15 protein-coding genes are annotated in these 15,566 nt (G+C 73.5%); 5 read left to right on the forward strand and 10 right to left on the reverse strand.

The annotated features are described in order from the left end of the window. The coding region (locus tag DKL51_RS21025; RefSeq protein WP_369008639.1) for an SCO7613 C-terminal domain-containing membrane protein at positions 1-1,487 on the forward strand (1,487 nt) is incomplete at its 5' end. Between the two features lie 330 nt (positions 1,488-1,817). Here the strand turns inward: DKL51_RS21025 and purE are convergent. Genes purE through DKL51_RS21040 form a run of 3 tightly spaced genes read right to left on the reverse strand, consistent with a single transcriptional unit; the run spans position 1,818 to position 3,994 of the window. After that, positions 1,818-2,309, reverse strand: coding sequence for a 5-(carboxyamino)imidazole ribonucleotide mutase (gene purE, locus DKL51_RS21030; RefSeq protein ID WP_109964816.1), 492 nt, complete (start codon positions 2,307-2,309; stop codon positions 1,818-1,820). Further along, positions 2,306-3,466 (reverse strand): 5-(carboxyamino)imidazole ribonucleotide synthase, encoded by a 1,161-nt coding sequence (locus DKL51_RS21035; RefSeq protein WP_109964817.1) that lies wholly within the window; start codon positions 3,464-3,466, stop codon positions 2,306-2,308. The genes purE and DKL51_RS21035 overlap by 4 nt, the downstream gene beginning before the upstream one ends. Positions 3,467-3,517: 51 nt before the next feature. Then, a complete protein-coding gene (locus DKL51_RS21040) occupies positions 3,518-3,994 on the reverse strand; it encodes a hypothetical protein (RefSeq protein ID WP_109945623.1) in 477 nt (158 codons plus the stop codon). 96 nt (positions 3,995-4,090) lie between these two features. On the opposite strand from DKL51_RS21040, the gene DKL51_RS21045 reads away from it, so the two are divergent. Further along, positions 4,091-4,669 (forward strand): PadR family transcriptional regulator, encoded by a 579-nt coding sequence (locus DKL51_RS21045; RefSeq protein ID WP_109964819.1) that lies wholly within the window; start codon positions 4,091-4,093, stop codon positions 4,667-4,669. Next, positions 4,666-5,316: a pyridoxine/pyridoxamine 5'-phosphate oxidase gene (locus DKL51_RS21050; protein WP_109945621.1), complete on the forward strand. Its 651-nt coding sequence runs from the start codon at positions 4,666-4,668 to the stop codon at positions 5,314-5,316. Before DKL51_RS21045 ends, DKL51_RS21050 begins: the two co-directional genes overlap by 4 nt. A 12-nt stretch (positions 5,317-5,328) precedes the next feature. On the opposite strand, the gene DKL51_RS21055 is transcribed toward DKL51_RS21050, so the two are convergent. From DKL51_RS21055 to mca, 4 genes are all read right to left on the reverse strand, one after another. Continuing rightward, positions 5,329-7,365: a thioredoxin domain-containing protein gene (locus DKL51_RS21055; RefSeq protein WP_109964820.1), complete on the reverse strand. Its 2,037-nt coding sequence runs from the start codon at positions 7,363-7,365 to the stop codon at positions 5,329-5,331. 70 nt (positions 7,366-7,435) lie between these two features. Beyond that, positions 7,436-9,925 carry a putative bifunctional diguanylate cyclase/phosphodiesterase gene (locus tag DKL51_RS21060; protein WP_243420594.1) on the reverse strand — a complete coding sequence of 830 codons (2,490 nt, stop codon included), beginning with the start codon at positions 9,923-9,925 and terminating at the stop codon, positions 7,436-7,438. 221 nt (positions 9,926-10,146) lie between these two features. Further along, a complete protein-coding gene (locus DKL51_RS21065) occupies positions 10,147-10,440 on the reverse strand; it encodes a hypothetical protein (RefSeq protein ID WP_109945618.1) in 294 nt (97 codons plus the stop codon). Between the two features lie 48 nt (positions 10,441-10,488). Continuing rightward, entirely contained in the window at positions 10,489-11,370 is an 882-nt protein-coding gene (gene mca, locus DKL51_RS21070; protein ID WP_109945631.1) for a mycothiol conjugate amidase Mca, read from the reverse strand. 210 nt (positions 11,371-11,580) lie between these two features. On the opposite strand from mca, the gene DKL51_RS21075 reads away from it, so the two are divergent. Together DKL51_RS21075 and greA are read left to right on the forward strand one after the other, a co-directional pair. Further along, positions 11,581-12,015 carry a DUF4307 domain-containing protein gene (locus tag DKL51_RS21075; protein WP_109945617.1) on the forward strand — a complete coding sequence of 145 codons (435 nt, stop codon included), beginning with the start codon at positions 11,581-11,583 and terminating at the stop codon, positions 12,013-12,015. Positions 12,016-12,148: 133 nt separating this feature from the next. Beyond that, positions 12,149-12,649 (forward strand): transcription elongation factor GreA, encoded by a 501-nt coding sequence (gene greA / locus DKL51_RS21080; protein ID WP_109945616.1) that lies wholly within the window; start codon positions 12,149-12,151, stop codon positions 12,647-12,649. Between the two features lie 141 nt (positions 12,650-12,790). Here greA and ilvA read toward each other — a convergent pair whose 3' ends face one another. The 3 genes from ilvA to DKL51_RS21095 form a co-directional block, all read right to left on the reverse strand. Next, positions 12,791-14,011: a threonine ammonia-lyase gene (ilvA, locus tag DKL51_RS21085; protein WP_109945615.1), complete on the reverse strand. Its 1,221-nt coding sequence runs from the start codon at positions 14,009-14,011 to the stop codon at positions 12,791-12,793. Further along, a complete protein-coding gene (locus DKL51_RS21090; protein ID WP_109945614.1) occupies positions 14,008-14,886 on the reverse strand; it encodes a DUF4328 domain-containing protein in 879 nt (292 codons plus the stop codon). Before DKL51_RS21090 ends, ilvA begins: the two co-directional genes overlap by 4 nt. Positions 14,887-14,929: 43 nt before the next feature. After that, positions 14,930-15,566, reverse strand: a 637-nt coding sequence (locus DKL51_RS21095; RefSeq protein ID WP_260428607.1) for an amidase family protein, incomplete at its 5' end; no start/stop codon positions are given.

Here is a 15,566-nt window from a genome sequence, read left to right on the forward strand (position 1 = left end):
GGAACCGACCGGCGGGATGGTGGCCGCGCGGACCAGCTCGGCGAGCACGCCGAGCAGCGCGGCCGCGGCCGCGTACACCCCGGCGGGTCAGCCCGGCGGCCGGGGCGCTCGCCGCCGCGGTGCTGCCCACCGCCCTGGCCCTGGTGTCGTTGGGGCCGCCGCTGATGGTCGCCTTGGTCGAGCCGTTCCAGTCGCTGTCCCGGATCTGGCAGGGACCGCCGCCGGAGCTGCTCACCCCGCCAGCCGACGCGGTCGACCCGAGTCACGTCCTGACCGCGCTGCTGCTCACCGCGACCGCCGCGCTCGCCGCCACGGGCTTCAGCGGTGGCAGCCGCTCCCGCGCGGTGCCGGTGGTGCTGCCCGGTGCGGCCGTCACCCTGCTCATCACGCCGGTGGCGCTCGGCCACGGCTGGCCGGAGAGCGCACTGGCCGGGCTCACCGTCTTCACCATCTCGATGCTCGGGCTGGCGCTCACCCCGCCCCCACCGCTGGCCGATCCGGCCCAGCCGCTGCGGGTGACCCGGGTGCTGGTCTTCGTGATCGGGCTGGCCGCCGGGGGTGCCGGGCTGGCCGGCAGCCTCGCCACCCGGCAGCTGACCCTCTTCACCCTGGGCGGGGCGGTCGGCGTCGGCGTGGTCGCCGCACTCTTCGGCACCACCCAGCGGGCCCGCATTCTCGGCTGGCTCTTCGCCTCGCTGATGGCGGAACTCTTCGTGCTCACCCTCGGCCTGGTGGTCGGCCTGGCCGCGGTCTGGTCGGCGTTCGGGGTGCTGGCGGTCGGGGCGGCGCTGCAGGTGTTCGCCGCCACCCTGCCCCGGCTGCGCCGCCCGGAGGCATACCGGGAGGCGGCCACCGTCGAGTGGAGCGGGTACGCCGCGGCACTCATCGCCCTCGCCCTGGCCTACGACTCGCCCCGGCACATCGCCGCGCTGCTGGCCGCCTGGGGCGCCGTGCTCGGGGTGGCCGCCACCCGCCCCGGTCGGCGCCCGGTGGAGCGGAGGATCCTGTTCTGGGCGGTGGTGGCATGCGAGATCAGCGCCTGGTGGATTCTGATGCGGGTCGCCGACGTGGCCCTGCCCGAGGCGTACACCCTGCCGTTCGCCGCGCTCGCCCTGCTGGTCGGGGTGCTGGAACTGCGGCACCGGCCCGATCTGTCCAGCTGGGTGGCCTACGGGCCGGCGCTGGTCGCCGCGTTCGTACCGACTCTGGCCATCGTGCTGGCGACCGACTCCAGCATGCTGCGGCAGATGCTGCTGCTGCTCGGCGCGGTGGCGGTGCTCATCTTCGGCTCGACCAGCCGGCAGCAGGCGCCGGTGATCGTGGGTGCCACGGTCACCGCGATCGCGGCACTGCACGCGCTGTTCAACCTGGGGCCGTGGCTGATGCTGATCCCCGTCGGCTTCCTGCTGCTGGTGCTCGGCGCCAGCAACGAACGCCGCCGCCGTGCCCAGGAGCGCCTGCAGACGGCGCTGCGCGGCATGCGATAGATCGAAGGGTCGGAGGGCCTGCGTCGTCAGTCCGACGAGGCCAGGGCCATCACGGTCGGTCATGGGGAGAACGAGCGCGGCGACCTACTACGCCGCCTTTGCTCTGCTGCAGCCCACGCAACAGCAACGGAGCGTCACCGTCTTGCCCGCACCGGCATTCGGATGAGGCCATAAAGGTCCAGGTCACCGGGGTGTTGCGTGGAGGGCAGCAAAGCAAAGGAAGCGGCGCACGTGTTCGGCCGCCGCACGCCGACCACGATCAGTGACCCCCACACCGTTGTCGCTCACAGTGATGGCGAAGTACAGGCGCCCCGGTCAGGGGCGGCCGGCTCAGCCCAGGGAGGCGCGCAGAGCGGCGTCCTTCTCGGCGACCAGTTCCTCCAGGCTCGCCTGGTACGCGGCCATCCGCTTGAGCAGCGCCGGGTCGGAGGCGGCCAGGATGCGTACCGCGAGCAGGCCGGCGTTGCGGGCGTTGCCGATCGACACGGTGGCCACCGGCACGCCGGCCGGCATCTGCACGATGGAGAGCAGGGAATCCATCCCGTCGAGGTACTTCAGCGGGACGGGCACGCCGATCACCGGCAGCGGCGTGACCGAGGCGACCATGCCGGGCAGGTGGGCGGCCCCGCCGGCACCGGCGATGATGACCTTGATGCCACGGTCGGCGGCGGAGCGGCCGTACTCGATCATCTTGACCGGGGTGCGGTGGGCGGAGACGACGCCCACCTCGTACGGCACCTCGAACTCCTCCAGCGCCTCGGCGGCGGCCTTCATGACCGGCCAGTCCGAGTCGCTGCCCATGATCAGCCCGACGGTGCTCACTGGCGCCCCTCCCGCAGCCAGCGGGCGGCCCGCGCGGCCCGCGCCCGTACGTCGTCCAGGTCGTCACCGAGCACCGTGACATGCCCGATCTTGCGGCCCGGTCGCACCTGCTTGCCGTACAGGTGCACCTTGGCACCGGGCTCGGCGGCGAAGAGGTGGTGCAACCGCTCGTCGATCGACATCCCGCCCGGCTCGCCGCCGAGCACGTTCGCCATCACCACGACGGGGGCGGTCAGCGAGGCGTCCCCCATCGGGTAGTCGAGCACCGCCCGGAGGTGCTGCTCGAACTGCGAGGTGCGGGCCCCCTCGATGGTCCAGTGCCCGGAGTTGTGCGGGCGCATCGCCAGTTCGTTGACCACGAGCCCGGCGGGCGTCTCGAACAGCTCCACCGCGAGCAGACCGACCACGCCCAGCGCGGTGGCCAGGTCGATGGCGAGCTGCTGTGCGGCGACCGCCAGCTCCTCGGGCAGGTCCGGGGCGGGTGCGAGCACCTCCACGCAGATTCCGTCGCGCTGCACGGTCTCCACCACCGGGTACGCGGCCACCTGCCCGAACGGCGACCGGGCGACCTGCACCGCCAACTCCCGGCGCAGCGTCACCCGCTCCTCGACGATCAGCGAGGAGCCCCCGGCGAGCAGCGTGGCGGCCAGCTCGGCGGCCTGGGCGCCGTCCTCGACCATCCAGACGCCCCGGCCGTCGTAGCCGCCGCGGGCCGCCTTGAGCACCACCGGCCAGCCGACCTCCTCGCCGAAGCCGACCAGGTCGGCGGGCTCGGTGACCGGCCGCCAGGCCGGATTGGGGGCGCCCAGCTCGCCGATGCGTTCCCGCATGATTCGCTTGTCCTGCGCGTGCAGCAGCGCGTCGGCGGGCGGGAAGAGCTTCACTCCTTCACCAGCGAGGGTGCGGATGTGCTCGCTCGGCACGTGCTCGTGGTCGAAGGTGACCACGTCGCAGCCCTTGGCGAAGGTGCGTAGTGCGGCCAGATCGGTGTGGTCGCCGTACTGGACGTCGGCCGCGACCAGCGCGGCACCGTCGTCCGGGGCGAGCGCCAGCACGCGCAGCGACTGGCCGAGGGCGATCGCGGCCTGGTGGGTCATCCGGGCCAGCTGGCCACCGCCCACCATGCCGACAACAGGGAGTCCGGTACGGGAATCCATAGCTGCGCCAGCCTATCGGGGCGGGCGCCGCCCGCGGCTCGGAGGGCCGGATCAGCCCACCGTACGGACCGCGATCCGGCGCGGGCCGCGACCCAGCTCGCGGGCCGTGCGGCGGGCGATCAGCAGCGAACCGACCGCGGTTGGCGCGAGCCAGGCAACCAGGTTGCCGTCGCTCATCTGTACGGCGAAGCCGGTGACGAAGGCGATCACCGTGCTGCCCATCAGGTTGAGGTGCCACACCCGCCAGCCCCGCCCGCCGAGTGAGCCGGGACGGCGCCGGGCGAACCACAGCCCGCCGACGAGCCAACCCAGGGTGAGCGCCCCGAGCACGGCCAGCCCCCACAGCTCGGCGGGCCGGTATGCGAAGAGGCCGAAGGCGCTCAGGCTGAGCCCGACCGCGGCGACCGCGTAGATCCGGCCGAGCACGGTGTGCCGGCCGCGCCGCTTCGGCGCCAACAGCACCGGCAGGGCGAGCAGGAGCCCCGCCGTACCGCTGGCGGCATGGATCAGGACGAGAACGGTGTGCATGACCCCTCCCCCCGCACCTCCCACTGTGGGAGGTCGTTGCGCCTATCGTCGGACCTGACACAATGGGATGTCAAGTGACATCCGAAGGAGGGGCCGATGCCTGACCGGCCGTTGAACGCCACCGCCGCGTCCCTGCTGGGCTTCCTGCACGAGGGCCCGATGACCGGGTGGGACCTGGTGACGGTCGCGGAGCAGCGGATCGGCGGGTTCTGGTCGCTGACCCAGAGCCAGGTCTACCGGGAGCTGACCGCGATGGCCGCCGCCGGTCTGGTCGAGGCGGGAGCGCGGGGCCGCCGCGACCGGCAGCCGTACGAGATCACCGACGCCGGCCGCGCCGCGTTCGCCGAGTGGGTGTCCCGCCCTCCGGGTGCCGAGACGATCCGCTTCCCGCTGCTGCTCACCATGCTCTTCGGCCGGCACCTGCCGCCGGACCGGCTGGCCGCCTTCCTTGCCGCGCACCGGGCCACCCACGCCGAGCGGCTCGCCGGATACGAGCAGGCCGCGGCGGCGCTGCCGGAGGACGCGGACGCCATCGACCCGTACTCGGTGGCCACCCTGCGCTTCGGTCTGGCGTACGAGCGGGCGGTGCTCGACTGGTTCGACGCGCTGCCGGCCGAGCTGCGCGACCCCGCAGGTCCCGCCACGGACGGCCCGACTGACATGATCACCGAATGACGCCCCGCGAGATGCTCCGCGCGCTGCCGGTCCTGGCCCACCAGATGCCGTCGTTCGACCCGGCCGCGGCGCCCGCGGAGCCGGCCGCGCTCTTCGCCGACTGGCTCGGCGAGGCGGTCGCCGCCGGCGTGGACGAACCGCACGCGATGACCCTGTCGACCGTCGACGCGGACGGCGCGCCGGACGCCCGGGTGCTGATCCTCAAGGATCTCGACGCCGCCGGCTGGCACTTCGCCACCACGTCGACCAGCGCCAAGGGTCGCCAGCTCGCCGCGAACCCCCGGGTCGCGCTCAGCTTCCACTGGCGCGAGCAGGGCCGCCAGGTACGGGTCCGCGGCACCGCCCGACCCGCCGACCCGGCCGTCTCCCGACAGGACTTCCTGGCCCGGCCGGAGGGCTCCCGGATCGCCACCCTGGCCGGCCGGCAGAGCGCCGTCCTCGCCGACCGGGCCGAGCTGGACCGCGAGCTCGCCGACATCCGCGCCCGGCTGGCCGCTGACCCAGGTCTGGTCACCGAGGCGCACACCGTCTACACCGTGGTGCCGGTGTCGGTCGAGTTCTGGCAGGCCGACCGGGACCGCCGGCACGTCCGGCTGCGCTACCGCCGGACCGACGGCGGATGGGAACGCGAGCTGCTCTGGCCGTGAGCCGCCGCCGGGTCAGCGCAGCTGGGCGACCAGGTCGTCGACGGAGGTGACCGGCCGGTCGCAGACGAAACCCCGGCACACGTACGCGGTCGGCCGGCCGTCGAGCAGCGGCCGGTCCGCCAGCAGCGGCACCCCCGGCCGGCCGGTCTCGCCCGCCACCACCACCGCCCCGGGCGGCGCGTACCGGTGCGCCGCGGCGACCAGCGGTTCACCGGCCGGGTCGTCGGTGACCACCGCGATCTCGTACGGGCCGGAGAGCAGCCCCTCGCCCACGGTCGCCGCGTACCCGGTGAACCGCGCGTGCCGGCCGACGATCGGCGCGACGGTCGACAGGGCCCGCTCGGCGGCCTCCCGGTAGCGCACCTCCCCGCTCAACGCCGCGTACGCGACCAGCCCCGCCACGATGGCCGAGCGACCCGACGGCGTGGCGTTGTCGGTGGGGTCGGCCGGCCGGGTGACCAGCCGCTCGGCATCGTCGGCGGTGTCGTAGAAGCCCCCGTCCGGAGCGGCGAACCGGGCCAGCGCCACGTCGAGGAGCTGACCGGCCAGCTCCAGCCAGCGCCCCTCACCGGTGAGCTGGTGCATCGCGCAGAACGCCTCGGCGACGCAGCCGTAGTCCTCCAGGACGCCGGCCGGCTCGCCGACGACCTTGTCCCGGGAGACCCGGCGCAGCCGCCCGTCGACGATGTGCACGCCGGCCAGGTGCTCGGCGGCGTCCCGCATCGCGCCGTCGGCAACGATGGTGACGCCCTCCATCAGATTCGCGTCCTCGTCGTCGGGCGCCGCGTACACGGCGGCGACCTGCTGGAACTCGGCGATCGCGGTGATCGCCAGCCCGTTCCAGGCGGCCACCACCTTGTCGTCCCGGGCCGGCTGGGGGCGGGCGTCCCGGGCGGCCAGCAGTCGACCCACCACGTCCTGCCAACGCTGGCGCACGGCGGGGTCGGCGTCGTCCACGTCCCGGGCCAGCTTCAGCACGCTGGTGCCGTGCTCGAACGTGCCCTGCTCGGTCACCCCGAACAGGTCGGCGGCCCAGCGGCCGTCCTCCTCGCCCAGCGCCTCGACCAGCTGGCCCGGCGTCCAGGCGTAGGTCAGCCCCTCGACGCCCTCGGTGTCGGCGTCCAGCGCGGAGGCGAAGCCCTCGCCGGGCCGGTGCAGCTCGTCGGCGAGGAACCGGGCGGTGTCCCGGGCCACCCGCCGGGCCAGCCGGTCGCCGGTGAGCCGCCAGAGCTGGGTGTAGACCCGCAGCAGCAGCGCGTTGTCGTAGAGCATCTTCTCGAAGTGCGGCACGGTCCAGTGCCCGTCCACGGAGTACCGGGCGAAGCCGCCGGCGAGCTGGTCGTGGATGCCGCCCCGGGCCATCGCCTCGCAGGTGTGCCGGACGATCTCCAGGCTCCGCTCCGAGCCGGTGCGCTGGTGGTGCCGGAGCAGGAAGAGCAGATTCATGTGCGGCGGGAACTTCGGCGCGCCGCCGAAACCGCCGTTGGTGCGGTCGTACTCGGCGGCGAGCTGCTCGGCGGCGGCGTCGAGCAGTTCGGCGGTGAGTGGGGCGGTGAGGCCCCCGACGGCCTGGGCCCCGCCGATCGCCTCGACCACCGCGGCGCCCTGCTGGAGCACGGCCTCCCGCTGGTCCCGCCAGGCGGTGGCGACGGAGCCGAGCAGCCGGATGAAGTTGGCCCGGGGAAAGTACGTGCCGCAGAAGAACGGCGTGCCGTCCGGGGTGGCGAAGACCGTCATCGGCCAGCCGCCCTGCCCGGTCATCGCCTGGGTGGCGGTCATGTAGACGGCGTCGACGTCCGGCCGCTCCTCCCGGTCCACCTTGATGCAGACGAAGTCGTCGTTCATGAGCTGGGCCACGCCCTCGTTCTCGAAGGACTCGTGCGCCATCACGTGGCACCAGTGGCAGGCCGCGTACCCCACCGAGATGATGACCGGCACGTCGCGCCGTTTCGCCTCGGTGAACGCCTCGTCGCACCAGGGCCACCAGTCGACCGGATTGTCGGCATGCTGTAACAGGTACGGCGACGTGGCGTCAGCGAGTCGGTTCACCCGACGACCATAACCAGCGCCGGCGTCCGCCGCCGCCAGGTCGCCCGGCCGGAAGCGGCGGCGCGACGCCTCAGGAGGCGCCGTCGGCGCGGAGCGGTAAGACGTTCCCTCGGGCGGTGTCCAGGAGAGATCCGAGCACCGCCCCGATCTTGTCCGCCGGCATCGGCTTGAAGAAGTGGTACCCCTGGGCCGCGGTGCAGCCCAGCTCGGCCAGGGCGGTCCGCTGCTCGGCGGTCTCCACCCCCTCGGCCACCACCCGCAGCCCCAGTTCGTGGGCGAGCCCGACGGTGGTCCGGACGATCGCCGCCGCCTCCGGCGAGTCGGCCATCCGGATCACGAACGACCGGTCCACCTTCAGCTCGTCGACGGTGATCCGGGTGAGGAAGGTGAGCGACGAGAAGCCGGTGCCGAAGTCGTCGACCGCGAGCTGCACGCCCATCGAGCGCAGCGTGGCCAGCACCTCGTCGATGACCTCCAGCTCGCTCATCACCACCGTCTCGGTGATCTCCAGAACCAGCCGGTGCGGCGGCACCTGGTGGCGACGCAGCGCCTCTCCGATCTCGGCGGGCAGGCGGGGGTCGAGCAGGCTGCGCGCCGAGAGGTTCACCGAGATCGGCAGGTCGAGCCCTTCCCGGGCCCAGCCGGCGGCGACCGCGAGCGCCTTGTCCAGCACGTACCGGGTGAAGCTGCTGAGCTGCTCGCTGTTCTCCACCGGGCGGATGAAGTCCTTCGGGCCGAGCCAGCCGCGCCGCGGATGCCGCCAGCGGATCAGCGCCTCCACCCCGGTCGGCGCGCCGGTGACCAGGTCCACCGCCGGCTGGAGGGCCAGCACCAGCTGGTCGTCGGCCTCCAGCGCCTCCCGCAACTCGGCGAGCAGCGCCAGCTGGTCGGTGCTCGCCGCGTCCCGGGAGCTGTCGTACGCGGCGACGTTGCCGCCGCCCTCCCTGGCCTGGTACATCGCGATGTCGGCCCGGCGCAGCAGCTCGGTCACGTCGGCGGTGCCGGCGTCGGCGACCACCACACCCACGGAGACCTCGACGGACATCCGCACCCCGGCCACCTCGGACGGCGCGGCGAGCCGCTCGGCGATCCTGCGGGCCTGCCGGAGCGCGTACGGCACCGGGGCGGTCCCCTCGCTGACCATCGGGAGCGCGGTCAGCAGGAGGGCGAACTCGTCACCGCCGAGCCGTCCGAGCAGGTCCCCCGGCCGGGTGAGCGCCGCCAGCCGGTTCGCGGTCAGCCGCAGCAGCTGGTCGCCGGCGGCGTGCCCCAGGGTGTCGTTGACGTCTTTGAACTGGTTGATGTCGAGCAGCAGCAGCGCCACCGGGTGGTTGTGGGCGAGCTTCCGCAACGCCTGGTCGCCCCTGCCCAGCATCGCCGTCCGGTTGAACAGCCCGGTGAGCTGGTCGTGCACCGCGTCGTAGGACGACTGGGCAGTGACCAGGCGCAGTTCCCGGTGGGTCGCGGCGTCGTGCAGCGCGGCCGCCAGGGCGTCCCCGAAGGCGGCGACGGCGTCCCGTTCCCGGGCGCTGGGCGGGGCCGACCGGGGGAACCGGACCCGCAGCTCCCCCACCTCGGCGCTGCCCACGGTCAGCGGTCGTACCAGCTCGTGGTCGTCCGGCTCGGTACGCGTCGGCCGATCCACCTCGCGGTCGTGCACGCGGCCGCCGGTGTCGCCCCGGTAGCGGTGCCACCGGCCGTCGTGCCGGGCGACGTGCACGTCGACCTGTTCGGCGCCGAACAGGTCGAGCCCTCCGGTGACCGCGGCGGTGGCGACGCCCCGCTCGTCGAGCTGGTTGAGCGCGGCGGTGGCCTCGGCGAAGGTGCGCCAGGTGCGCCGTTCCTGGTCGGCGCGCAGCCGGTGCCGGTAGGTCTGCTGGAGCAGCCAGAGCGGCGGCGGGAGGAGCAGCAGCCACCGGGCGTCGATCTCCAGCAGCGCGACGACGACCAGACCGACGGCCACGTTGCCGACGAACATGAGCAGCTTGCCGCGGAGCGCGGCGAGCAGCGGCGGCCCGATCGGCACGTCGTGCCGCACGGCCAGGTTGGCCGCGCCGAGCCAACCGGTGACGAGCAGGTACGCCACCGAGCCGGCGGTCAGCGCGAGGGCGAGACCCGGGGTCGGGGCGGCGAGCAGCGGCCGGCCGAGCGCGCTGGCCACCGCAACGGCGAGCGCGGTGGCGGCGGTGAGCGATCCGGTGATCCGGACGAGCTCGACCGCGGGCCGGCGGTCGCTGAGCAGGGACATCGCCGTCCAGGCCGCACCGGTGCCGAGCAGGGCCGCCGCCGGCAGCGAGCCGGCCGGCACGAGGTAGAGGCAGACGATGAGAGCGGCCTCGCCCCAGGTGATGCTCACCATCCCGGAGGCGGTGCGGAAGCGGAGCCGGGCGAATTGGGTGACCGCGAAGGCGGCGACGGCGATGCCGAACCGGGCCGGCGCGGGGAGCGGGTCGTCCGCGGGCAGGGGCGCGGGGAAGGTCAGCCCCACCACGGCGGCCGCCACAGCGGTGAGCGAGACGGCGGCCGTCAGCAGGAGCACCCGGATCGGGGCCTCGCGCAGGCCCCACCGATCGGGCGGATGATCATCCCGGCCGGAGGTCACGGAGTCGCTCCGGCGGACGGCGGTCGGAGGGTACGGCGGCCACCCGCTGTGACCACGGTCATCAGCGCCCCCTTCCGCCCATGGGTCGGGGACTTTCGGTCCCCCCGGCGGAAGGCTAAGCCAAAGCCGGTGGTCGCAACAGGGGGCGACGACCGGCTTCGACGTGAATCATGCGTTGACTACCCGTTCCGGCCCTGCTGGGGGCCGTTGGGCGAGTCGCTGGATGATTCCTGCGAGCCGGGGCCGTCTGTCGGATCGGCGACCGTCGCGTCGGTCCGACCGGGGTCGGACGGACCGGCCTGCCGGGGGAACCGGTCGGGCAACCGGCGCAGACGAGCGTTCATGTTGCGAATCAGCAGGATGGTGGCGGTGGCCAGCAGCAGGATGAGGAAGAGGCCCATCGGCCCGGCCAGGCCACCCGTACGGGTGTCACCGAAGTTGTTCTCCGCGAGCACCTGGGTAGCGGTCAGCATGGCGTTCCTCCGATGTGTGGCTGCCGCCCAGCGTAGCCCGACCGTGGGTCAGCGGGCATGGCACGTCTCGCGCACTCCGGCGAAGAGGTCGGATTCCGGCAGTGGGCTGTCGACCAGCGAGCGGGCCAGCTGGAAATCCTCCGTCGGCCAGGCGCGCCGCTGAAGCTCCATCGGCACGTGGAACCAGAAGCCGTCCGGGTCGATCTGGGTGGCGTGGGCGCGCAGCGCGTCGTCGCGCACCGGGAAGTATTCGGCGCACTCCACCCGGGTGGTGATCCGGGGACCCTTGTCGGGACGGTCCTCCCAGCGCTTGAGCCAGTCCTCGTACGGCGACTCCAGGCCGGCCTCGAGCATGGCCTCGTGCAGCGCCATGATCTTGCCCTTCGAGAATCCGATGTCGTAGTAGAGCTTGAGCGGCTGCCAGGGCTCGCCCAGCTCCGGGTAACGCTCCGGGTCGCCGGCGGCCTCGAAGGCGGCGACGCTCACCTTGTGCGTCATGATGTGGTCCGGGTGCGGGTAGCCGCCCTCCTCGTCGTACGTGGTGACGACGTGCGGGCGGAACTGGCGCATCAGCCGCACCAGGGGACCCGCGGCGACCTGCACGTCCTGCAGGGCGAAGCACCCCTCGGGCAGCGGCGGCAGCGGGTCGCCCTCGGGCAGCCCCGAGTCGACGAACCCGAGCCAGGCCTGGTCGATGCCGAGGATGGCGCGGGCGGCGTCCATCTCGGCACGGCGGATCTCGCCGATGTTGGCCCAGACGTCCGGCCGGTCCATCTTCGGGTTGAGCACGCTGCCGCGCTCGCCGCCGGTGCACGTCACGACCAGGACATCCACCCCCTCGGCGACGTATTTCGCCATGGTCGCGGCACCCTTGCTCGACTCATCGTCAGGATGGGCGTGCACGGCCATGAGCCGCAGCTGCTCTGCCACCTTCGGCACTCCTCGTCTGTGCCCCGCCGACGGACCCGACCTCGGGTCGACCGACTGACCTGCCGGAATCTCCCCCGGGCCCGGAAATCCCCGTGCTGACCTGCCAACGTCTCCGCTGACCTGCCATCCTTGGCTCAGCACCGGGCTGGGAAGATGGACTCTGCCATTCTTGCCGATGCCGCCGACAACAACGCCAGGAGATACCCGCCGGTGACCGAGACGCACGCCACAAATCCGCCCGGCGCGCCGGTTTTTCCGCCCGGCCGGTACGGTCGCCGCCGCGAGCCGGGCCGCCGGCGGCCGCTGGTGCCGGTGGTGCTGGCCGTCCTCCTGCTGGCGGCCCTCGGGCTGGGCGCGGTGCGGCTCTACACCCAGTACGGCGATCCCGCGTACGACGCCCAGGTGATCACCTACACCGACATCACCGACTCGCAGGTGGTGATCGACTTCCGAGTGACCGTACCGGCGGGCGGCTCGGCCGTGTGCCTGCTCCGGGCGCGCTCCAGCGACAGTGCCGAGGTCGGGCACGAGGAGGTCACGGTGACCGCCCGGCCGGGTGAGCGGCAGGTGACCGCCCGGCACCGGCTGGCCACCAGCGAGCGCCCCTTCATCGGCGAGGTGCTGCGCTGCCGGGCGCCCGCCTGACCGGCCCGGACAGCGTCCACCCCCGGTTTCCGGCGCCGATACCGCCGGTGATCGGCGACACCCTCGGGTGTCCCGCACTGGTAACTTGGTAATTCACCTGTCAGCCAGTCACGTACAACCGAGGAGATCGCCTGTGTCCACCAATGGCAACGAGGCGCCCGCCACCTGGCTGTCCCGGGACGCGTACGACCGCCTCCAGGCCGAGCTCGACGAGCTGATCGCCAACCGGCCGGTCATCGCCGCCGAGATCAACGCTCGGCGGGAGGAGGGCGACCTGCGGGAGAACGGTGGCTACCACGCTGCCCGCGAAGAGCAGGGCAAGGCGGAGGGACGCATCCTCTACCTGAAGGAACTGCTCCGCACCGCCCAGGTCGGTGAGGCGCCGACCGCGGACACGGTGGCGCCCGGCATGGTCGTGACGATCTACTTCGACGAGGACGCCGACGACACCGAGACCTTCCTGCTCGGCTCGCGGGAGATCGCCTCCACCACCGACCTGACCGTCTACAGCCCCGAGTCCGCCCTGGGCAAGGCGATCCTGGGCGGCAAGGCGGGCCAGAGCTGCAGCTACACGGCCCCGAGTGGCGCCGACATCAAGGTGACCGTCGTCAAGTTCGAGCCGTACTCCGGCTGACACCCGGACCCCGGACCCGCGCCGGCGGGCCCGGGACCGACCCCGACCGTGGCTGACAGGCCGGTCGGACCCGAGCCACCGCCACCCGCCCCGGCCGTCGTACGGCCGGGGCGGTCGCATGTTCACCGGCCGACGGCCGGCTCACGCCTCGCCGGCGAAGACCACCTGGTAGCCGCTGGCCCGCAGGGCGCTGATCAGGGTGTCGGAGTGCTCGACGCCCCGGGTCTCCACGGACAGGGCGACCTCCACCTCACCGAGGCGCAGGTGCGGGTTGGCCCGCTGGTGCTCCACGTCCACCACGTTGGCCCGGTGCTCGGCGATCTCGGTGAGCAGCGAGGCCAGCTGGCCGGGCCGGTCCGTGCAGCGCACGGTGACCCGCAGGTAGCGCCCGGCCGCCGCGAGGCCGTGCTCGATCACCCGCAGCATGAGGAGCGGGTCGATGTTGCCGCCGGAGAGCACCGCCACCACCGGGGCCTCCACCTCCACCGCGCCCGCCAGCAGGGCCGCCACGCCCACCGCGCCGGCCGGTTCCACCACCTGCTTGCCCCGCTCCAGCAGCATCAGCAGCGCCCGGGAGATGTCCTCCTCGGAGACCGTGACCATCTCGTCGACGAGCTTGCGGACGTGGGTGAAGGTGAGGTCGCCGGGACGGCCGACCGCGATGCCGTCGGCGATCGTCGAGAACGACGGCAGGCGAACCGGCTCGCCGGCCCTCAGCGAGGGAGGGAAGGCGGCGGCCGTGGCCGCCTGCACCCCGATCACCCGTACGTCGGGACGCAGCGCCTTGGCAACCACCGCGATGCCGGAGATGAGCCCGCCGCCGCCGACCCCGGTGACGATGGTCTTCACGTCCGGACACTGTTCGAGGATCTCCAGCGCCACGGTGCCCTGACCGGCGATGACGTCCGGGTGGTCGAACGGGTGGATCAGCACCGCCCCGGTCCGCTCCGCGAAGGTCTGCGCCGCGACCAGCGACTCGTCCACGGTGTTGCCGACCAGCTCGACCTGGGCGCCGTACCCCTTGGTGGCGGCGACCTTCGGCAGCGGCGCGTTCACCGGCATGAAGACGGTGGCGTGGGTGCCCACCAGGCCGGCGGCGAGGGCGACCCCCTGCGCGTGGTTGCCGGCGCTCGCGGCGACTACGCCGCGTTCCCGCTCCTCCGCGGAGAGCCGGGAGATCCGCACGTACGCGCCGCGCACCTTGTAGGACCCGGCGCGCTGCAGGTTCTCGCACTTAAGCCAGGCCGGCCCGCCGAGCGCCGCGCTGAGCGGCCGGGACGGCTCCAGCGGGGTGGTGCGGGTGACGCCGGCGAGCAGTTCCCGCGCGGCCTGTACGTCGGCGAGACCGACCATTTCCGTCATGCCCTGATCGTGCCACCCGCCCCCGTCGGCACCTGCGGGGACACGGGGTTCGACTCCGCCGCCACCTGCGGCGACGGCCCCGTCACCGGCTGCGGGTCAGCGGGCTTGTCCGGCCAGCCCGGAGTTGCCGGCCAGCCCGCCGGGTCGGGCGCGATGCGGGCCTGCTGGGCGGCGGAGATCCGGAGGATCAGCACGATCAGCGACACCCCGGCGACCAGGCACGCCAGCGCCGGGACGGCGTTGCGCAGCGCCGCCTCGCGGTAGTAGGCGAAGTCCTGTCCTCCTCCCTCCTGAGCGAGGAGGACCTCGGCCTTCAGCGCACCGAGACTGCTGACCAGGTCGCCGATGCTGAAGACCAGCCAGGCCGCCCACCATGCAGCGACCAGCGCGCGCAGCCCGACCCGCCCGAGGCTGTCCCGGACGATGCGCATCATCACCACGCACGGCACGACGAGGCTGGCGAACGGTACCCACCAGCCGGTGATCGCCCAGTGGGCGGCGAGCTGCGACGGGGGCCCCGGGAAGGCATCGGTGTTCTTCCGGGCCCGGAACATCCAGATCATGACCAGCGCCCCGGTGGTCAGGTAGACCAGCAGATACGGCCCGGACAGGAGGACGTTCGCCAGCGCGGTGAGCCGGGTCAGGTCCTCGGCCGGCGTGTGCCCGGACTGCGTCGCGGCGACGGCCGGGGCGAGCGCCGCCAGCACGTACAGCAGCGTCGTGAGGCCGAGGCCGACCGCCGCGGCGATCCCGAGCCCGCGTACGCCGTAGGTCGCCACGCCGGGCGACAGGGGCGGCGGGTCAAGCGGACGACCACAGGTCCCGCAGTCGCCGGCCAGCGCGCCCGATTCGGCTCCGCAGTTCTGGCACCGCATGTCGTGTCTCCCGTTCCCGTTGTGGCGGGGACACGCTAGACGATCATGCGGCGGCCGGCGACCCCGTGCCGACGCGGGGATATCCGGGGGCGTGCCGCTGCCACGGGGCCTGCATCTCGAACTGCCCGGCGATGCCGAGCAGCAGCAGCTCCGAGCCGGGCGGACCGACCAGCTGCACGGCGACGGGCAGGCCGTCCGGGCGCCGGCCGACCGGCACCACGATGGCGGGGAGCCCGGCGATGTTCCAGGGCGCCGCGTACGGGGCGTACCGGATGTTGGCCTTCATGTTCGCCACCCAGGAGCGGCCGGACCAGCCGGCGGCCTCCGGCGGCGGCCCGGCGAGCGCCGGGGTGAGCAGGACGTCGATCGAGTGGTCGCCGAAGAAGTTCACCGACCGCTCCCGCCAGGCGATCCGGTCCGCCTCGCGGACGTACCCCCGGCGCTGCGCCCACTCGCCGAGCGCAACGTGCCGGCGGCTGCGCCGCTGGAGGCCGGCCCGGGCCACGCCGGCGGCCTGCACATCGGCGGCGGGCGCGGCGAACCAGGTGGCGATGCCCTGGAGGCCGAGCCGGGTCGGGTAGACCGGGTCGGCGGGCACGGTGTCGTGCCCGGCAGCGGCGAGCAGCCGGCCGGCGGCGGCCACCGCGTCCAGCGCGGCCGCGCTGGCCGTGCTGGTGGGC

Source organism: Micromonospora globispora (assembly GCF_003857015.1).
Classification (GTDB): domain Bacteria; phylum Actinomycetota; class Actinomycetes; order Mycobacteriales; family Micromonosporaceae; genus Micromonospora; species Micromonospora globispora.